This window comes from Acinetobacter legionensis, from assembly GCF_048552295.1.
Taxonomy (GTDB): domain Bacteria; phylum Pseudomonadota; class Gammaproteobacteria; order Pseudomonadales; family Moraxellaceae; genus Acinetobacter.
Window position 1 is genome coordinate 21,903 of record NZ_JBIMCW010000011.1, and the last position, 21,177, is coordinate 43,079.

Here is a 21,177-nt window from a genome sequence, read left to right on the forward strand (position 1 = left end):
GAATATAATTTTTTAAATGGTACCTCTTTAAAGATGATACCAAATAGATAAATCAGTCCTCCACGACGAATTGATCATCTCTTTTGAAATATGCAATTTAAGATTTGAAATATGGAAAAATCAACCTAATAGCGCATAGAAACTGTCTGTTTACATTTAAAAATCACATAAATAACTGATTAAAAAAAAGCGCAACAGAGCATATTTCCAGTCAATAATATGTTTAAAAACATTTATTAAGGTATTATTTTTAGTTGATGTCGATCACATTTTAATCATCTTTACGAGATTTAACACTTGTTTACGTGAATACCAATGAATTTACAGAGGGGAACCTCTACTATCAAACTTAAGTTATGAACAATCCCCAATGTTCATAACATTTCTCCTTAACCGAACTGTGAAAGCAGATTCGTTGTTCTACGCAGTGATCACCCCAATCATTGCGTATTTTTTTGTCTTCAGTACCCTCTGTAAACTCAATCAGTTATAAGGAATAGTTGGCTAAAATGCAAGCATTACTTTTCAACCAATTCTCATAATATGAAACAATATATTAAATTATAAGATATTGATTTTAATTAATATCATAAAATATTTTGTTGCAACAATACGACAAAACCGATAAACTTAATTTATTAATTGAATTAACTGATGATCATTTAATTATTCAGTTCAAATTAAAAATTTTATTTATAAAAACGCGCGACAATAATTTAGAGTAGAACAATATGTGGGAATTATTTACACACTCATCCAACTTACTGTTTAGCGTGAGTCTTTGCCTGATGTTTTTATTGGGTATTGTGGAGTGTTTACTCCTTATTATTGGTTCAACCTCACAAGGTTTCTTAGACCAGTTTATTCCAGATCAACTCTTAGAAACTCATCATGCAGATGTAGACATTCATACAGATCACAATCTTTTGGTTCAGCTGTTAGATTGGCTCTATCTTGGCCGTGTCCCCGTCTTGGTTTGGTTGATCATTTTTCTAACTGTTTATGCGTTATTTGGTTTTATTGCGCAAAGTATTTTTTTCAATTTCACTGGAAATTATTTTTCAATTTGGATTATTGCGCCAGCCAGTCTTTTTTTATCTATGCCGATTGTGCGAGTGTGTGCAGCACTCATTGCAAAAATTTTACCAAAAGATGAAACCACTGCAATTCACAGTGACGAATTGATTGGTCGTACAGCTCAGATTATTTTAGGCGAAGCAAAACAAAACTATCCTGCACAAGCCAAAGTTATCGATCAATTTGGACAGACACATTATATTTTGGTTGAACCAGAATTAAATGAAATCTTCCAACAAGGTCAAAGTGTGATTTTGACACAAAGAACAAAACTAGGCTTTCAAGCAACTCCACTTTAATTTTTCAATAACAAACCTAGGTATAATAAAATGTTGAATTCAAATTTATATCAAATCCTTGTTTTAGCAGGCATTATATTGGTGGCACTGATTGTCATCGGGGTTATTATCGCCCGCCTATATAAACGCTCAAGTAAAGAAGTTTCTTTTGTCCGTACTGGTTTTGGCGGTGAAAAAGTCATTTTAAATGGTGGCGCAATTGTATTGCCAGTTTTACATGAAGTGATTCCCGTCAATATGAACACCCTTCGTCTTGAAGTCAAACGTGCCACAGATCAAGCGTTGATTACTCGTGATCGTATGCGTGTGGATGTGATGGCTGAATTTTATGTACGTGTTAAACCAACCGCTGAATCTATTGCGACAGCTGCCCAAACCTTGGGTAAAAAAACGATGTCACCACAAGAACTCAAAGATTTGGTGGAAGGTAAATTTGTAGACTCACTGCGTGCTGTTGCCGCTGAAATGGCAATGGAGGAATTACATGAAAAACGGGTTGATTTTGTTCAAAAAGTTCAGCAAGTTGTTTCTGAAGATCTGTTTAAAAATGGCTTAGAATTAGAAACGGTTTCACTGACCGGTTTAGACCAAACCAGTTTTGAATATTTTAATCCTCAAAATGCTTTCGATGCAGAAGGTTTAACTAAACTAACTGAAACAATTGAAGACCGCCGTAAAAAACGCAATGACATTGAACAAGACAATGACTTAGCCATTAAAGCAAAAAACTTAGAAACAGAACAAGCACGCTTGCAAATTCTACGTGAAGAGGAATATGCAAAACTTCAGCAAGAACGTGAAATCGCCATTCGTAAAGCTGAGCAATCGGCAGAAATTGCAACACAAGAAGCCGCAAAAAAACGCGAAGCAGAAGAAGCTCAGATTGCCGCTGAACGTGAAGTCGAATTAAAGCGTATTGCGTCTGCACGTGATGTTGAAAATGAAAATATTCAAAAAGCACAGCTGATCCAAAAAGCCCAAGTTGAACAGAAGAAAACCATTGAATTGGCCGAACAAGATCGTGCAATTGCGATTGCTGAAAAATCACGTGCTGAATCTGAAGCTAAAGCATTGGCTGACCAAGCACGTGCACAAGCTGTAAAAGCGGAAGAAGAAGTGACAACTGTTCGTGAAACTCAGCGTGCAGAGCGTTTAAAAGCCGTTGAATTGGTGGCTGCAAAGCAAGTTGCTGAAACAGATGCGATTGCGATTACTGTAGCAGCAGAGGCCGCTAAACAGGCAGCTGCAGATGATGCTGAAGCAGTCCGTATTGCAGCACAAGCGGATGCTGAAAAAATACGTTTAAAAGCCAAAGGTGAAGCAGATGCAAAAATGTTGCTTGCTGCGGCACAAGAAAAGCAATATCAAGTCGACGCTGAAGGTACGCGTGCAGTCAATGAAGCCAACAACGTGCTATCAACAGAACAAGTTGAGATGCAAATCCGTTTAGCCTTATTGAAATACTTACCTGAAATCATTCGTGAAAGTGTTAAACCAATGGAGAATATTGATGATATCAAGATTCTTCAGGTCAATGGTTTAGGCGGTATGGCAGGTTCAAATGCAACAGGTGAATCTGTTGAACAAAATCAAATTGCTTTGTCTGATCAAGTGGTCAATAGTGCGCTGCGCTATCGTTCTCAAGCCCCACTGATTGATAGCTTAATGAATGAGTTAGGCATTAAAGGCGGAGATATTAATGGTTTAACGCAATCGTTAAAACCAAGCAATGACTAATACAGCTCATCTCCTATTTAATTAATTACCAGCCTCTGTCATCAGGGGCTTTTTATTACATAAATTTTTATTCATGATCTGATCGTTTTTAATGGTATACATGTTAACGATACAGATATGCTTATCAAAATAAGTCATGATGGAAACCCATGATTTCTTTTAAAATTGGCTGATTCAACCAAGATTACTCATCTCAATGCTATGCTCTAACTCTATCCAATTTTGTTTAAAATGACTTGGTTTATTTTTATTCTCGGTGCCATGATTGCCGGATTTGTTCAAGGTCTAACCGGTTTTGCCTTTGCTTTAATTGCGATGTCTTTTTGGATTTGGGTATTACCACCACAGTTGGCAGCACCATTGGTGGTGTTTGCTTCGCTATGGAGTCATATCATTGCATTAGGAAAAGAACAAAAACATCAACTCCCGTTTTCCCTTGTTCTCCCCTATATTATTGCAGGATTGATCGGTGTACCTCTCGGTACCTATCTTTTACACCTCATTGATGGAAATACCTTTAAGACCATTCTTGGGTTATTTTTAGTGATTTGGTGTCCAACCATGTTCTTTGCACCTGTGTTTACTCGTATTCAAGCATTGGGTAAAGTTGCAGATGGAAGCATTGGTTTTATTGGTGGTATTTTAGGTGGTCTCGGCGGTTTTTGTGGTGCAGCACCATCAGCTTGGGTCATGCTTAAAAACCTACCCAAACAACAACAACGTTATATTTTAAGACATTTTAATTTTGCAATTCAATTATTCACAATTATTATTTATCTGTGGCAAGGAACCATCCATAAGATCCATCTCCCCTATTTTGCACTCATCATACTGACAGTGAGTATTCCAGCGCTGATTGGTGCGCAAATGTTTTATAAAATATCAGAAAAACAATTTAAACAATTGGTGCTGAGTTTATTATTCGCCTCAGGTTGTTTCTTATTGCTAACATCATTGTTTTAGCAAAATAAAGAGAAAATTGAATGAATTTCACTGGCTATTTATTCAACAACTGGTTGCTAAAATGCAAACAATATCCGAGCGGCTCTATTTTTAATACCCGATTCATCCTACAATTCCGCCACTCATTTTTCTTAAATATCTGTGATGAAAAACTCATTTTTGTTAAGTGCCAGTATTCTCTTAACAGGATGTGTACTTGGCACATCTAGTGAAATTCAAACTGCGGAAAAACTACTTAGCCAATTTCAATGTAATAATATTGAAACAGCAGAATTAGCGCATAGTTCAATTAATACTTATCATGAACGCTCACTTGCAGTGAGTAAAGAAAAAGCCACTGAGTACATCGATCGCTATAAATCTGGAGATGAACTATTTAAAATTCCTCTCGACGAAGTTGTTCAACAGCAATACGATATTTATAAAACAGCCTGTGAATCTCTCGGCGGTGTACAACACTCAACAGTAAGCAACGCTAAAAATAAATAAGCCGATTACTGTTGAATATTGCAAAGCATTATGTTTTAAAATCATAGTGCTTTTATATCTTGGTATTAAAAAAAATAATGTGAAAAAGCATATAGGCTATTCGCCGCTTTTCCACACTACAGTGACTATCATTGTGTTAAATCAGTCTCAAAGATATATAACATATTAATTTTAGGCGTGAGTAAATCGAGTATCTATACTAAATAAATCTGGATGTTTCGGATTGATCTGAGCATAAAATCCCATGATTTCAGCCATGTCCTGTTCATAATTTCCAGTTGGATAAACAATTTTACCAATCCCAGTTTTCTTATTTTTATAATCCATATACGCCAATGCAATAGGTACACCAGCATTAGTGGCGACATGATAAAAGCCTGTTTTCCACTGTTCTTGCTTTGCACGCGTTCCCTCCGGAGTCACCAGCATCACCAATTTAGGGTGGGTCTTAAACAGCTCACTCATCAGTTGAACCATACTTGGACGTTCCTCTCCATCCTGCTTAGGACGGCGATCAATCCCAATTCCGCCCATAGCACGCACAAAAGGTCCAAAAGGCAATTTCATATAGCTGTCTTTAATGGTAATACGTACATGAACGCCCAAAGCTTTCAGCGCTAAACGTGCATATAGTGCATCCCAATTACTAGTATGCGGTGCTGCAATCATGACACATTGGTCGATGTTTAAATCCCAATGGTTATCAATTTGCCATCCCATCCAGCCTAAACTTTGTTCAGCTAATTTTTCAAACACCCAGCACACCAAAATATAAAGAATTTGCGCTGGATTGTAGCAACCAATAGATCAGATAAAAATCCACTTCGTATAAAAAACCAGCAATTAATATATAAATGTATAAAATTAATTCATCAAAAACTTGTCAGTAAATATTCAGTTTTGATGAAATTCTGCAATGAATTTGCATATATCAATTTTTCGTTTGGTTAAAATAGTTAATCCAATATAATTCACCACAATGATTATCAAAATGAATTTTTTTACGGCTGAATATTCACATTTAACTGGTGAAGGACCTGATATTCAATCCTGCTTCCTAGACAAGACACCACTTCAAACAACTGATTGTCTTGTTCTATGCTTTGTTTCAATTGTGTCCCATCTGAAAATGTATAAATTTTGCTAGTCTGAATGATCTCTATATCTTGCTCATAATTTTTTTCGCATTGCAAAATGACATTTTCAATTTTAATTTAATCATTGCTTTTTTGATTGTGGTTTTTTTCATTGTAAATACGAGCAACATATTCAGCCAAATGAGACATAGATTCGACTACTTAAAATAGCACAATAAGAGAAACTCTATAACAGCCTAACTTTTTAACATCGAACTACATTACTCAGCAATTTCTTACATAATTCACATTTCATATCAGGGAGATAATTTATATTCTGGATAAAATCATTCACATATAATTATTTATTCATTTGGGTTATGTTATGAAAAAAACACTCTTCGTCATGTCTATTTTAGCGCTGTCATTAAGCGCTTGTTCTAAGCCGACTCATAATGCATCAGAGGATATCAAAGCGACAGCTCAAACACAGGCTGCTGCATCGCATGAAGCAGCAACCCCAACGATTGATTCAGAACACAATGCTCAAAGTAGCTTGGACTGGGCTGGGGAATACAAAGGCTTACTTCCGTGTGCTGATTGCTCAGGAATCAAAACCAAACTCATCCTCAAATCAGATCACACTTATGAACTGACTGAAGAATATGAAGGGGTTAAAGGTGAAGGCAAAGAATTTAAAACTCAAGGTCATTTTAGTTTTGATGAATCTGGATCGATTATCGGTCTAGATAAAAATGCAGATAACCGCAAATACTTTGTTGGCGAAAATATGTTAGAAGCACGTAGTTTTGCAACGGGTGAAAAGATTGAAGGTCCAAATGCTGAACTTTATCAATTAACCAAAGACGTGGAATAATTTTTAAATTATTTCCGAAGAACAGCATAGGGTCTGTTGACAATTCGTCTAGGTTTGCGACTACGTGTGTCTTTTAGGCGATACTAGGCGCGAAATACGAAATTTAGTCATTCTAAATAAGTAGTTTGTAACGACGTAACGGCAAAAAACACACTAGTCCCCGCTGCGCCTTGCGCTGCAAACAAAGCACTGCTTTGTCCTTGCTCAGGGTTGTGGCTAAAATTATCTCAGCCTACGTTATGAAACTCGAAAATAGTCTCGCTATTCTCTTCGTTTCATGCCTTGCCTGCTCAATTTTAACCTACAACGCAAGCCATTTATGAAATGTCTACAGACCCAAATAAAACCTGCTTCAAGCAGGTTTTTTTTAAATTTTGGAGCATGCTTTTAGCGATGGCCAATCAAATATGCACCAAAGAGCGTAAAGATCCCACCTGAGATACCATCAATCCATCTTGAGGCATTTTGGTAAGCGGCTTTAAAGCTGGGTAATGAAAATACAAAGGCAACAAAGCTAAACCAGATCAGCGTTTCTACGGAAACAATTATAAATAATAATGAATGCACCCCATCTAAATGTGGATTGGCTAAAAACACTGAAAATACACTACCGAAATAAATCACCGCTTTAGGATTTGATAAATTGGTTAAGAAACCTTTAAGAAAGAAACGCAGATTGCTTTGCGGTAACTCAAAATGATGCTGTGACACAGTCTCTTTCTTACTCAAAGCAGATCTAAGCATTTGGTAGCCTAACCAGCACAGATAAATCCCACCAACAACCAACATTACTTGCTTTAACCATGCCATTTTTTCAAAAATGATATTCAACCCAGCCAAAGCTAAAAAAGCCCAAAACATCACCCCTGCGGTAATCCCCAAAACCACAAAAATTGATTGCTTTCTTGAACGGCTAATTGCGGTTTGCGAGACCAGAAAGAAATCAGGGCCTGGTGTAATCAGGGCACAAAAATGAATAAAGATTAACGTACATAATGCGATCAACATGGACCAGATTCCGTTCAGTGAGACAGATTAATATTAGTGTGAAAATTCATGTTTTTCCATCGATATCTGTACATCCATAAAATTCTTTATACTGATCACAATAGTTAAACCACCTAATTATTCATACAAGTAATTTCCATCAATTCATTGATCATCAATGAAGATTATGTTTTTGTAGGAACTTTTAGAAATTATTGATTACTCATTCGTTTTTTACTTTTGAATCATAGATGGTTATTCTACTGCGGGGCGACACGAATCTCTCTGTTGGTCGTGAGTACAGCACGTCCCCCTCGCCCATGAGCAAAAACAAAGCATTGCTTTGTTTGCAGCACAAGGTTTGGCATCCCCTACGAAAAGTGAGGCATCGCCTACACAAAGGTATTTAAACTTTGGATATAAAGTTTAACATGACAAACTTTTGATAATTAAACAACTATACCAAGCAACAAGGATATACAGAAAATTTCTCATAAGACTTGATGTCTATAGGATTTATTGTTTTTTCAGTACTGATTAAACTACCTGAATCTTATGACCCGATTACTGTATTGAATTTCATTTTCTCTACCTGCCTTTAAAACTCTCAGTTTTGCCAAACAGCAAGCCAATCAATTTATGGTCATTGAACAAAAGCAATTTAGTAAAGCCCAAATGGTACTTATCATGTTATTTTCTATTTTTGGCTCTTGTATTTAATCGACCTATTTCTCAAACCTACATCATTGCAATGAGCCTAAGCTCATTGCAAGCTGTTTAAATTAGACCAAAATATCTCGCTTACCATTTGGTCCTTGTTCACTGACAATACCCTGCTCCTGCATTTGATCAACAATACGGGCGGCACGGTTATAACCTAAGCTAAACTTACGTTGCAGTGAGGATACAGACACTTTACGTGTTTCTAAGACAAATGAAACACATTGATCATAGAGTGCATCACGGTTCGGATCACCATCACCATCTTCAAAACCACGTGTGGCCGGTTCTTCATCAAACGGCGTAAGAATTTCATCAACATAATTCGGTTCACCACGTTCACGCCATGCGTCACAAATACGGTTGACTTCATCATCGGAAATAAATGCACCATGTACACGCTCAGGATCAATTTTACCCGGACCTAGGAATAACATATCTCCATGACCCAAGAGATCTTCTGCACCACCACCATCCAGAATAGTACGAGAATCAATTTTGCTGTTTACACGTAACGCCACACGAGTCGGAATATTGGCTTTGATCAAACCAGTAATGACATCTACCGATGGACGTTGCGTCGCTAAAAGTAAATGAATTCCTGCTGCACGCGATTTTTGTGCCAGACGGGTAATCATTTCCTCTGCCTTTTTACCCACTTGCATGATCATATCTGCAAATTCATCAGCTACAATCACAATCGAAGGCAATGGTTGCAAACGCGGCGCTCTATCTTGTGTCGCAGAATCACTTGGCTTCCAAGTTGGATCAATGAGATCCTCACCATTTGCAATGGCTTCTTCCACTTTACGGTTATAGTCTGCTAATTTACGGATCTTTAAAAAAGACATCAGCTTATAACGACGTTCCATTTCATTGACACACCAATTCAATGCACTGACAGCATCTTTCATGTCGGTTACAACAGGTGTCAATAAATGAGGAATATCGTTGTAGTTCGCTAATTCCAATTGTTTTGGATCGATCAGAATCAAACGCAATTGATCAGGTGTATATTTCAACAACATCGACAAGATCATTGAGTTTACAGCAACTGATTTACCTGAACCTGTCGTCCCTGCAACCAACATATGCGGGGCTTTACCTAAGTCAGTAATTACAGGATTACCCGAAATATCCTTACCCATTGCCATTGAAAGCAATCCATTTGGATCTTTAAAAACAGGAGTTTCTAGCAGTTCAATCAGGCGTACCATTTCACGGCTGCTATTCGGTACTTCAATCCCGATATAAGGCTTCCCAGGAATCACTTCAACCACACGCACAGATGCCATCGACATAGAACGTGCTAAATCTCGGGAAATATTGGTTACTTTCGAGGCTTTTACACCGGGCGCCAAATCTAACTCAAAACGTGTAACCACCGGCCCAGGTTGGGCTTCGATGACTTTGGCTTTGACATTAAATTCTTGAAGTTTAATTTCTAACAGTTCTGATAAACGTGACAGTTGTTCTGCGGTAAAGTTAACTTTTTTATTTGGATCGACTTTATCCAACAATTCATAACCTGGCAATGTTGGTAAGTCTCGACGCTTATTTGCAACTTGCATTGCACGTGACATCGGACGACCAAATGCATCTGTTAATGGTGCATCTAAGTCAAACTCATCATCCAGCGCTGCCAATTCATTTTCTGACTCATCAAGCGGTTTTCCTGCAGTTTCTTGCCAAGCATCTCTAAATGCATCTTTATCTGCAACAATTAAAGACTTTTCTTCTTCACTGACCAAGGTCGAACTATTTAGATTAGTTTGAATATTGGCACGAGTAAATGGTGTAGATTGAGCATAATTACTGGTTGTGCGAACTTCTGCAGATTGCTGATTTTGTTGGTACGCAGTTGGGCTTTCAGTAAGCTCTTCATCTGCAAGCGATGCAAGCTCATCTAATTCATTGGCTAAATTTTGTATTGCCACCCCTGAACTTGTTGCTGCAGCCACCCCACTCGCAAAGCTTACTCCACCATGAACAGCAGTATCTACATAACCAGATTCCACTTGAGTCTGCGCCGTAGGAGTATTAAATGGGGTATGGATATCTGTGGCTGTTTGTCCATTTGGCACAACTGACAGCAACTCATCAAACACTTGATCATCATCCCAATCAAGCGAAGATTTTTTATTGATCTGCCTATGATCAACAACATGTTGATGCTCGCGTGGTAAATGATCTGCATATTTTTCTTCAGTTTGATCTTCTGAAGCTTTGATCAAGGCATCAATATCACGATTATGGTCTTGATCTTGATGCAAGGCTTTCCATACTTCACCAGATGAAACAGTACGTTGACTGTCTTGTTCTAGACGATGTGCTTTTTCTAAAGTCCGCTCAAATTCCAAATCATCAATATCATCTTGATCAAATTGAACATGATGTTGAGTTTTATTTTCTTGTTCAATCATGTCATCAAATAAGCGTTCAGCTGTTTGATTATGTTTAGTATTTTTAACAATCAAATGCTCTTTTACTGATACCTGATCATCAGCTTCAACGAATTCAGCTTGAGCTGTTATTGGTTCAACCTTATGCGTATGCGCATGATTTTTATTTTTTTGAGGGGATGTCAAATCAAAAGCAGATTCACTTTCAGGAACATTTTTATAAAACAAATCTTGTAAATAAGCAGGTATGGCTTTGAGTGTTGTCCACGTTCTGTTCCATTGAATACCAAATGCTAAGGTAAATAGAACAATGAGCAAGAGCAAAATAAATACAACTGCGCCATAAATACTCATCAGTTGGGATAGGCTTTCACCGAGCTCATAACCAATGATTCCACCAGAAGCATTGGCTAATGTGTCTGCTGGTACATTCCAAAGCAAATACAATAGGCTTGAGCTCGCAAGCAAAATAAAAAATTGAGCAGCGTAACGAAACGGGCGACTCACAAAACTTCTTGGCCACCACACTTGGACTGCTTCTATAAAAATAAATACAGGAATGAGTAAGCTTGCCCAACCTAAAAAACCAAACAACAAATCAGCAATCCAAGCACCCGCTACACCACTGGCATTTGAAACCTGTTGTGTATCACTCGAAATATGCATCCAGCCTGGATCAAATGGAGTATATGTCACTGTTGCAAGGAACAGATATATCCCAAATGAAATCAAGAATATTGTTGTTAAAAAGCGCTGTGCATAAACATTTGACACCGCAGTCATATACTATCCTGTAACCAATTGTTCAAATTACTCTTTTCTGAAGCTTGATCAGCTTTCTTGAGAGAAGAAATTTTTATATTATGCACCTGTTCTTAAAAAAAAGATGCACTATTATTTACTTGTGTTGTAAAGCATTGTTAGAAATTTAAGCTTTTATTTCGATAAAAATGCTAAACAGTATTATTTGATTATTCTATATAGCTCAATTCGATTTAGATGATCAATATTATCGACATTGAAGCCACACAACTTTGATAAAGTTTCACGTATAATTCAAACAATTTCTATATTTTTCATAAAAAAGGATGACTCATGAGCGCTCGCCACTCTCGGTTAATTATTTTAGGTTCTGGACCTGCTGGTTATAGTGCTGCTGTTTATGCAGCGCGTGCAAATTTAAAACCAACTTTAATTGCTGGTATGCAACTCGGCGGTCAATTAACCACCACGACTGATGTTGAGAACTGGCCTGGTGATGCTGAAGGTTTAACAGGTCCTGCATTAATGGATCGTATGCAAGCGCATGCTGAACGTTTTGGTACTGAAATTTTATATGATCATATCAATGAAGTTGATCTTCAGGTTCGCCCTTTCGTGCTTAAAGGCGATATGGATGAGTACACTTGTGATGCATTAATTATTGCAACAGGTGCAACAGCGCAATATCTAGGACTTGAGTCTGAACAGGCTTATATGGGTCAAGGTGTAAGTGCTTGTGCTACTTGTGATGGTTTCTTCTATAAAAACCAAAAAGTCATGGTTGTGGGTGGTGGTAACACTGCTGTTGAAGAAGCATTATATCTTTCGAACATCGCCTCACACGTGACCTTGGTACACCGTCGTGACAAATTACGTTCTGAAAAAATTCTTCAAGACCATCTCAATGAAAAAGTTAAAGAAGGTAAAATTTCAATCATTTGGAACCATCAAGTTGATGAAGTTTTAGGTGATAGTAACTCTGGTGTAACTTCTGTACGTATTAAGTCTACCCAAGATGATTCAACTCAAGATGTTGACGTATCGGGTATGTTTGTAGCGATTGGTCACAAACCAAATACAGCAATGTTTGAAAATCAACTTGAATTGCGTAATGGCTATATTCAAGTACGTAGCGGTACTGCTGGCAATGCCACAGCGACATCTGTAGCAGGTGTATTTGCTGCGGGTGATGTTGCTGACGATGTTTATCGCCAAGCAATCACATCTGCAGGTTCAGGCTGTATGGCTGCACTTGACGCTGACCGCTATTTAGATGGCTTAGAATAATTGATTTATTTTGTGTAAAAACAAACCGCCTACATGGCGGTTTGTTTATTTTTGATTTATAAATAAACAAGACCAATGACTTTAAATGAATACAAATTATAGGAAAAAACATGACAACAGCATGGACAGATGGCTATCAGACCGAAGTAAATTACACCTATGGTTACTATAGAGACTTAAGCCCGAATTACCAAAAGTTTTGCTTGTTACTCAATGGGGTTGATTGTCCACCTACCAATGAACGCCACAAACATTGTGAACTCGGCTTTGGTCAAGGTGTCAGTCTAAATATTCATGCTGCATCCAGTTTTGGTTTATTTTTCGGTACAGACTTTAACCCTGCTCATGCTGCCCATGCCAATGTCTTGGCTGAACAAAATCAAGTCCCACATCACTTTTATGACGCAAGTTTTGAAGAGTTACTCAACAAAGGCTTACCGATGTTTGACTCGATTAGTTTACACGGGATCTGGAGTTGGATTAGCCACGAAAACCAGCATATTATTTTGCAATTTATCCGAAAATTTTTAAGCCCCAATGGGATTGTCTATATTAGCTATAACTGCCTGACAGGTTGGGCTGCCAATATGCCAATCCGCGAGTTATTTCACAGTCATTTTAAATTTAATAGCACCAGTACCAACCCGCTACAAAAAGTAAATGATTCACTTAACTTTAGTGAAGAGCTGTTAGCGCAAAATCCCCTATTTGCTCAGAGAAATCCAAATGCACTCAACAAAGTGCAAGACTTAAAAAAACAAAATCCAAACTATTTGATTCATGAATACCTGAATCAAGACTGGCAGTGTTTCTCTTTTCAACAAGTGGTAAGAATTTTAGAAGAAATTAAACTGACCTACGCAGGTTCAACAGATTTAAATTCGCATCTAGATAATATTAATTTCAGTGAACAACATCAGCAATTTTTAAATACCATTGAACACCCTGTTTTTAAAGAGCAATGCCGTGATTATTTTGCCAATACACAATTTAGAAAAGATTTATATATACGCGGGAAAAACACCTTAACCGCATTAGAAATTCAACATCGCTTGAGAAACACAGCCTTTGTCTTATTAACAGCTCCAGAAAAATTACCAAAAACAATTTCAGGATACTTAGGTGAGTTCGATTTAATCCAAGAGATTTATCAACCACTCGGTGCCTATTTTAAACAATGTGACTATAAGCCACAGACGATTGCAGAACTTGAACAAGCCATCCCTGATATTACCTATTCTAAGTTGCTCAATGCCTTGGTGATTTTATGCCACTTAGGTTTAGCACAACCGTGTCAGGCAGCTTCAAATCAAGATATGGTTGAACATGCTCAGAAATTAAATCGTTATTTCCTTGAGCAAGCTAGCTATCATACCAATTATCAAGTCTTGGCCTGTCCACTAACCGGGATTGGTATTCCAGCCGATCAGTTTACCCAACTCTTCTACCGCGCTCATTTTATCGATGGTTTAGACTCTGCCGCACAATTTGCACAATATGTTTGGGATGTGCTAACCCAATTAGGCTGGTTAGTATTAGATCAACAAGGCAATACTGTTTCAGATCCAAAAACCAGCCTTGAAGTCATTCAAGAGAAAGCTCAATTCTTTCTAGATAGTGATAAACTCAAAATTGCAAAACATTTGAAACTTTTTGCATAGGGTCTGTTTAGACATTTAATCACATGATCAGCTAAGATAAAGCTGATCTTTTTTATTGATGAATTCTCGTGAATCAAATCTCCCCTTCACAATTTATTTTTCCAGATCCAATAGAAGCTGATCCAGATGAACAAGGCTTGATTTGTATAGGCGCAGACTTAGCACCTTCTACATTATATGAAGCCTATACACATGGCTTATTTCCATGGTTTTCCGAAGGTGAGCCAATATGTTGGTGGTGTCCAGAACCTCGTTGCATCATTCGCCCTCAGGATTATCATCCAAGTAAATCACTACTGCGAAATATGAAAAAGTTTGATTATAAAATTACCATCAATCATGCTTTTGAACAGGTCATCCGTTCCTGTTCACTCCCACGTAGCTATGCGGATGAAACCTGGATTTCTGAAGAGATTATTCACGGTTATTGCCAACTGTTTGAGGCTGGCTATGCCTATAGCGTTGAAGTCTGGGATCAAGATAAAATTGTAGGTGGATTGTATGGTGTGACGATTGGGCATGGTTGTTTTGGTGAGTCGATGTTTAGCACTCAAACCGATGTTTCTAAAATGGCTTTTTACACACTGATGTTATTGGGCCGAGAAAATAACTTACCGTGGATTGACTGTCAGTTGGTCAATGATCACTTACTCAGCCTCGGTGCTTGTACACTTTCTCGCCATGAATACCTTAAATCGTTACAAGATGTAATAAAACAACCCTCAATAGATTGGAAAAATTATCAAGAGCGTGTATTTTCAAGTAAAACAATAGCGATTTTATCGCGCTTAATGGAATGAAAATAAAAGGAGGGACATGATTTATGAATTCTTATCATCCTAAGTCCCTATTAAACGACTTACAATACTATATTACGCCACCACATGATTGCAGTTATCTAGAAAATAAATCTGCACGTATGGTGTTTCTCGATCCTGTACATCGTATTGATGTTGTCACACTTTCCGAATTATCGCGTGTAGGTTTTAGACGCAGTGGTGACTTTGTTTATCGCCCTGAATGTCATCTTTGCCGTCAATGTTTATCTTGTCGGGTGCCAGTTGCTGAATTTAAAATGAGCAGTGCTCAAAAAAAAGCATGGAAACGCAATCAAGATTTAACCGTTAAAATTATTTCGACCCAAGAGGCGACACAAACGCATTACCATTTATATGAGCGCTATATTATTGAAAGACATGCTGATGGTGATATGTTCCCACCCAGCTATGACCAATTTGAAAAATTCCTGATCCATAGCTGTACCAACAGCTTTTTCCTTGAACTATGGAAAGATGATCGTTTAATTAGTGTCTCTACCTGCGATCAATTGGATGATGGGGTCTCTGCGGTGTATACCTTCTTTGATCCAAATGAAAGTAAGCGCTCACTGGGGGTTTTTGCGATTCTCAAACAAATTGAATATGTAAAATCGTTGGATTTAGATTTTGTTTACCTCGGGTATTGGGTTCCACATGCTGAAAAAATGAATTACAAATCTCAATATGCACCATTTGAATTATTATTAGATGGGCAATGGCGACGGATCAATCGTCATTTGGAGGCTAAAGAAATTGAAGAATTGGGCGATATGCTGATGACCACCCTGCCTTCAGAATGGAATGAGCCGATTATTAAATAATCGGCTTTCACTGTAAACATTCTATAAATTATTAGAACTTATTTAAATAACTTTGAAAAATCATCACTACAGGATTTGACCATAATAATTGCATGTTCACGGCCACCCTGTTGATTTGGATAATAATTTTTTCTTAAATCAATTTGATGAAAGTTGGCTTTTTCATAAAGCGCAATCGCAGCTTTATTTGACTCACGCACTTCAAGAAAGATTTGTACTGGATTATTTTTTAATAATGCAATTGATTCATCTAACAGTTGATAGCCTAGCCCTTTACCTTGCTGGCTCGGATGAATCGCCATGAGTAATAAATTCGCTTCATCTAAAACAGGTTGCAGAATACAAAAACCCACCACTTGATGGTCTTGTTCAATCACCGTACTTAGATAACTTGTTATGGACTCTTCAAATTGACTTTTTTTCCAAGGATGACTTTGTACCAAGTCTTCAATTTGAGAAACAGTGTGCAGATCTGAAGATTGCATTAAACGAATCATCTGCGTTTATCAACTCAATATAAAAAATGAATTATAAGAAATTAAACCAATAAGTCTAATAAAAAGAGCAACAATTGTTGCTCCTTAATTTAAATACTCACTTTAAAAGCCTTACAGACCCAGTTTCGCTTTCCATGTCTCGAGCAAACTTACAGTATCTAGGTCATTTGGATGGAAACCTGGTTTAAAGTATGCCAACATTTCTTTGGTCATTCCTGTGATAATGCCTTTAGATGGGCTATAAGCATATTTATAAATAATACCGAGCTCTTTTAGGTTGAGCTTTCCATCCTCTTTTAATAAACGCACTACAAAAGATGATTGCGCCATAAAGATCAGTACCATTGCAAAAACTAAAGCTGTGGTACGTAAACCATAAGCTTTGATACCTTTACCAAATACAGCTTCATAAACATCATAAGCTACTGCTTTATGTTCATTTTCTTCCACAGCATGCCAATACCACATATACGACATGGTTGGATCAGTCATTAACTTTTGGATATGTCCATTGACTAACAGTTGCGAAGCAATTGTTGCAGTAAAATGCTCTAATGCAGTCGTCGCGGTTAAATCCACCATTTCTTGAGTCATACCAAATGGTTTGACTGCACGTGCAAACCATTTACGTGCACCCTGAATTAACACACCTGTTTCACGCTCGTATTTCTCAACATCATGACCAAACTTTTTTGCTGAAGCATTAAAGTTTTCATGCTCTTTGGTATGCATGGCTTCTTGACCAATGAAAGCACTAATCTCTTTTTGTAATGCTTCATTGTCCTTAATCGCAGGGTGATAACGCACCGCACGTACTGAGTCGATGAAAAGTTTTTCGCCATCTGGGAACAATGCTGACAATGCAGTCATGAAATGTGTAATACCCGCCGAACCACTTGCCCAATATTCAGGTACGTCATCAAAATTAAAATCCATACGACGTACAGGGAAAGATGCACCAGCACGGTTTGAAATATTCACTTTTGCATTCATTGCGATTCCTCCTATTAAGTGAGATTCACTTAAATTCTTTATGTTTGTTTTTCTCTTTCTTTATATTACGTTTTTATGAAAGTTTAATAATTGCAGATTAGGTCACACAAATATCAGTTAAGGACAGCTTTTGATAGGTATTGTCTAACAATTTATAGCTGGGTTTATTTTATCGATAAAAAAAGCGCTCCAAAGGAGCGCTCTTTTTACACAATCAGCGATTATGCAGTTACTTTAGCAACTACACCAGCACCAACTGTACGACCACCTTCACGGATCGCAAAACGTAGACCTGGGTCCATTGCGATTGGGTGGATAAGTTCTACTGACATTTCAACGTTGTCACCTGGCATAACCATTTCAACGCCGTCTTGTAATTGGATTGCACCAGTTACATCAGTTGTACGGAAGTAGAACTGTGGACGGTAACCGTTAAGGAACGGAGTATGGCGACCACCTTCTTCTTTAGAAAGTACATATACTTCTGCATCGAATTTAGTGTGCGGCTTGATTGTACCTGGTTTAGCAAGTACTTGACCACGTTGTACGTCTTCACGCTTAGTACCACGTAAAAGAACACCACAGTTCTCGCCCGCACGACCTTCGTCAAGAAGTTTACGGAACATTTCTACGCCAGTTACAGTTGTTTTAACTGTATCTTTAATACCAACGATTTCAACTTCTTCGCCGACTTTAACGATACCAGACTCTACACGACCTGTTACCACTGTACCACGACCAGAAATAGAGAATACATCTTCGATTGGCATCAAGAATGCTTTATCGATAGCACGTTCTGGTTCTGGGATATAAGAGTCAAGCGCTTCAACAAGTGAAAGTACAGCTGATTCGCCATATTGACCAGCATCACCATTAAGTGCAGCAAGTGCTGAACCACGGATGATAGGCGTGTCATCACCTGGGAAGTCATAAGTAGATAGAAGTTCACGAACTTCCATTTCTACCAATTCAAGTAATTCTTCATCATCAACAAGGTCACACTTGTTAAGGAATACAAGAATATAAGGTACGCCTACTTGGCGAGAAAGAAGGATGTGTTCACGAGTTTGTGGCATTGGACCATCAGTCGCAGCACATACAAGGATCGCACCATCCATCTGAGCAGCACCAGTGATCATGTTTTTAACATAATCGGCGTGACCTGGGCAGTCTACGTGAGCGTAGTGACGAATTGGAGAATCGTATTCTACGTGTGAAGTATTAATTGTAATACCACGTGCTTTTTCTTCTGGTGCAGAATCGATTGCTGCGTAGTCTTTAGCTTCACCGCCGTAAGTTTTTGCACAAATTGTTGCAATTGCAGCAGTTAAAGTTGTTTTACCATGGTCGACGTGACCAATTGTACCCACGTTTACGTGTGGCTTATTACGTTCAAACTTAGCCTTAGCCATGAGAGCTTCCTTTTTAAACTACTCATGCAGGGTCACTGCATGAGCACTTGGTTTTTAACTATGAATTAGTTTGGGCTTATAGTAATCGAAAGATTACTCGTCGTCACCTTTTTTACCGCCAGACTGGAATTTAGAAATGATGCCTTCAGCCACGTTACGTGGAGTTTCAGCATATTTAGCAAATTCCATAGAATATGTCGCACGACCTTGAGACATAGAACGCATTTGAGTCGCGTAACCAAACATCTCAGCAAGTGGAACTTCAGCACGAATTGCTTTAGTACCGCCAGGTAAGTCGTCCATACCCTGAACCATACCACGACGACGGTTTAAGTCACCCATGATATCGCCCATGTAGTCTTCTGGAGTTTCTACTTCAACTTTCATGATTGGTTCAAGCAAGATAGGATCTGCTTTCATGAAACCATCACGGAATGCGTAAGAACCTGCCATTTTGAACGATAATTCGTCAGAATCGACATCATGGTAAGAACCATCAAATAATGTCGCTTTGATACCCACAACAGGGTAACCAGCCAATACACCATTCTTCATACGTTCTTGAATACCTTTGTCAACCGCACCGAAGAATTCTTTAGGTACTACACCACCTACAACTTCTTCAGCGAATTGGTATTCTTTACCAGCTTCTTCAACATCCATAGGCTCTAAACGAACATATACATGACCGAATTTACCTTTACCACCTGTTTGACGTACGAATTTACCTTCTTGCTCAACAGTCTTTTTGATTGTTTCGCGGTAAGCAACCATTGGTTTACCAATGTTCGCTTCAACGTTAAATTCACGCTTCATACGATCAACAAGGATGTCAAGGTGAAGCTCACCCATACCCGCAATAATCGTTTGACCAGATTCTTCGTCTGTGCGTACACGGAACGATGGATCTTCTTTAGCCAAACGACCAAGAGCGATAGACATTTTTTCTTGGTCAGCCTTAGTTTTTGGCTCAACAGCAAGAGAAATTACTGGCTCTGGGAATTCCATACGCTCTAGCGTAATGATGTTTTTCTCATCACACAACGTATCACCAGTTGTCACGTCTTTAAGACCTACACATGCAGCGATGTCACCAGCGCGAATTTCTTCAACGTCTTGACGATCATTTGCGTGCATTTGTACGATACGACCAATACGTTCACGTTTAGACTTAACTGGGTTATATACTGGGTCACCTTGTTTAAGAACACCAGAATAAACACGTACGAAAGTCAAGTTACCTACGAACTTATCGTTCATGATTTTGAACGCTAATGCAGAGAATGGCGCTTCATCAGATGCTTCACGAATCGCTTTAGTTTCAGCTTTGTCGTCAAGAATACCTTCGATAGGCTTAACTTCAGTAGGCGATGGTAAGAATTCAATTACAGCGTCCAACATACGTTGAACACCTTTGTTTTTGAATGCTGTACCACAAAGCATTGGTTGGATTTCGCCAGCCAAAGTTTGCGCACGAATACCCGCAACGATGTCTTCTTTAGAAAGATCGCCTTCTTCAAGGTACTTGTCCATCAACTCTTCAGATGCTTCTGCAGCAGCTTCAACCATATTGGTGCGCCATTCTTCAGCAGATGCTTGAAGATCAGCAGGAATATCACCATATTCGAACTGCATACCTTGAGAAGCTTCATCCCAAATGATTGCTTTCATTTCGATCAGGTCAACAACACCTTGGAAATTTTCTTCAGCACCAATCGGAATCACTACAGGTACAGGATGAGCACCTAAACGAGTACGCATTTGTTCAACAACACGGAAGAAGTTTGCACCAGTACGGTCCATCTTGTTCACGAATGCTAAACGAGGCACTTTATATTTATTTGCTTGACGCCATACAGTTTCTGACTGAGGTTGAACACCACCTACAGCACAGTAAACCATGCACGCACCGTCAAGAACACGCATAGAACGTTCAACTTCAATTGTGAAGTCTACGTGTCCCGGTGTATCAATTACGTTGATACGGTGTTCAGGGAACTGCTTACCCATACCAGACCAGAAACACGTCGTAGCAGCTGAAGTGATTGTAATACCACGTTCTTGCTCTTGTTCCATCCAGTCCATTGTTGCTGCACCGTCATGTACTTCACCAATTTTGTGAGATACACCAGTGTAGAACAAAATACGTTCAGTAGTTGTAGTTTTACCCGCATCAATGTGCGCAGAAATACCAATGTTACGATAACGAGAAATTGGGGTTTGACGAGCCATGATTTCTTGCATTCCTAAATTTTGTTGTTTAAAACAGGACGCATCAATGAAGCATTGATGCGTACGG

The 21,177-nt window shown here is 38.4% G+C and carries 16 protein-coding genes; 9 read left to right on the plus strand and 7 right to left on the minus strand.

The window, feature by feature from the left end:
- The first annotated feature begins 731 nt into the window (after nt 1-731).
- From ACG916_RS10430 to ACG916_RS10445, 4 genes are all read left to right on the plus strand, one after another.
- Entirely contained in the window at nt 732-1,376 is a 645-nt protein-coding gene (locus ACG916_RS10430; protein ID WP_419328225.1) for a YqiJ family protein, read from the plus strand.
- A gap of 30 nt (nt 1,377-1,406) precedes the next feature.
- On the plus strand, nt 1,407-3,113 hold the full coding sequence (locus ACG916_RS10435; protein WP_419328224.1) for a flotillin family protein: 1,707 nt from the start codon (nt 1,407-1,409) through the stop codon (nt 3,111-3,113).
- Nucleotides 3,114-3,344: 231 nt separating this feature from the next.
- Complete coding sequence (locus ACG916_RS10440; protein ID WP_419328223.1) at nt 3,345-4,076, plus strand: sulfite exporter TauE/SafE family protein; 732 nt, start codon at nt 3,345-3,347, stop codon at nt 4,074-4,076.
- Between the two features lie 144 nt (nt 4,077-4,220).
- The gene (locus tag ACG916_RS10445; protein WP_419328222.1) at nt 4,221-4,565 is read left to right on the plus strand and encodes a hypothetical protein; all 345 of its coding nucleotides are present in this window, start codon (nt 4,221-4,223) and stop codon (nt 4,563-4,565) included.
- A gap of 171 nt (nt 4,566-4,736) precedes the next feature.
- Here ACG916_RS10445 and ACG916_RS10450 read toward each other — a convergent pair whose 3' ends face one another.
- Nucleotides 4,737-5,321, minus strand: coding sequence for a 1-acyl-sn-glycerol-3-phosphate acyltransferase (locus ACG916_RS10450; RefSeq protein WP_419328221.1), 585 nt, complete (start codon nt 5,319-5,321; stop codon nt 4,737-4,739).
- A 705-nt stretch (nt 5,322-6,026) separates the two neighbouring features.
- Here ACG916_RS10450 and ACG916_RS10455 point away from each other — a divergent pair.
- Nucleotides 6,027-6,518: a copper resistance protein NlpE gene (locus ACG916_RS10455; RefSeq protein WP_336952045.1), complete on the plus strand. Its 492-nt coding sequence runs from the start codon at nt 6,027-6,029 to the stop codon at nt 6,516-6,518.
- 387 nt (nt 6,519-6,905) lie between these two features.
- Here ACG916_RS10455 and rhtC read toward each other — a convergent pair whose 3' ends face one another.
- Both rhtC and ACG916_RS10465 read right to left on the minus strand, forming a co-directional pair.
- Nucleotides 6,906-7,526, minus strand: a complete 621-nt coding sequence (gene rhtC, locus ACG916_RS10460) for a threonine export protein RhtC (RefSeq protein ID WP_151957848.1) — start codon at nt 7,524-7,526, stop codon at nt 6,906-6,908.
- 761 nt (nt 7,527-8,287) lie between these two features.
- Entirely contained in the window at nt 8,288-11,410 is a 3,123-nt protein-coding gene (locus tag ACG916_RS10465) for a DNA translocase FtsK (protein ID WP_336952046.1), read from the minus strand.
- A gap of 312 nt (nt 11,411-11,722) precedes the next feature.
- On the opposite strand from ACG916_RS10465, the gene trxB reads away from it, so the two are divergent.
- The 4 genes from trxB (at nt 11,723) to ACG916_RS10485 (ending at nt 15,976) form a co-directional block, all read left to right on the plus strand.
- A complete protein-coding gene (gene trxB / locus ACG916_RS10470) occupies nt 11,723-12,676 on the plus strand; it encodes a thioredoxin-disulfide reductase (RefSeq protein ID WP_004723647.1) in 954 nt (317 codons plus the stop codon).
- 110 nt (nt 12,677-12,786) lie between these two features.
- The gene (locus ACG916_RS10475) at nt 12,787-14,337 is read left to right on the plus strand and encodes a methyltransferase regulatory domain-containing protein (RefSeq protein WP_419328220.1); all 1,551 of its coding nucleotides are present in this window, start codon (nt 12,787-12,789) and stop codon (nt 14,335-14,337) included.
- 68 nt (nt 14,338-14,405) lie between these two features.
- Complete coding sequence (gene aat / locus ACG916_RS10480) at nt 14,406-15,137, plus strand: leucyl/phenylalanyl-tRNA--protein transferase (protein WP_336952048.1); 732 nt, start codon at nt 14,406-14,408, stop codon at nt 15,135-15,137.
- Between the two features lie 23 nt (nt 15,138-15,160).
- Nucleotides 15,161-15,976 carry an arginyltransferase gene (locus ACG916_RS10485; RefSeq protein ID WP_336952049.1) on the plus strand — a complete coding sequence of 272 codons (816 nt, stop codon included), beginning with the start codon at nt 15,161-15,163 and terminating at the stop codon, nt 15,974-15,976.
- Between the two features lie 38 nt (nt 15,977-16,014).
- Here the strand turns inward: ACG916_RS10485 and rimI are convergent, their stop codons facing one another.
- The 4 genes from rimI to fusA all read right to left on the minus strand — a co-directional run bounded on the left by rimI (nt 16,015) and on the right by fusA (nt 21,110).
- Nucleotides 16,015-16,473, minus strand: coding sequence for a ribosomal protein S18-alanine N-acetyltransferase (gene rimI, locus ACG916_RS10490; RefSeq protein WP_336952050.1), 459 nt, complete (start codon nt 16,471-16,473; stop codon nt 16,015-16,017).
- Between the two features lie 111 nt (nt 16,474-16,584).
- Nucleotides 16,585-17,466, minus strand: a complete 882-nt coding sequence (locus tag ACG916_RS10495; protein ID WP_096735010.1) for a metal-dependent hydrolase — start codon at nt 17,464-17,466, stop codon at nt 16,585-16,587.
- A gap of 221 nt (nt 17,467-17,687) precedes the next feature.
- Nucleotides 17,688-18,878, minus strand: a complete 1,191-nt coding sequence (gene tuf / locus ACG916_RS10500; protein WP_004723653.1) for an elongation factor Tu — start codon at nt 18,876-18,878, stop codon at nt 17,688-17,690.
- A 93-nt stretch (nt 18,879-18,971) separates the two neighbouring features.
- Entirely contained in the window at nt 18,972-21,110 is a 2,139-nt protein-coding gene (fusA, locus tag ACG916_RS10505) for an elongation factor G (protein ID WP_336952051.1), read from the minus strand.
- Between the last annotated feature and the right edge of the window lie 67 nt (nt 21,111-21,177).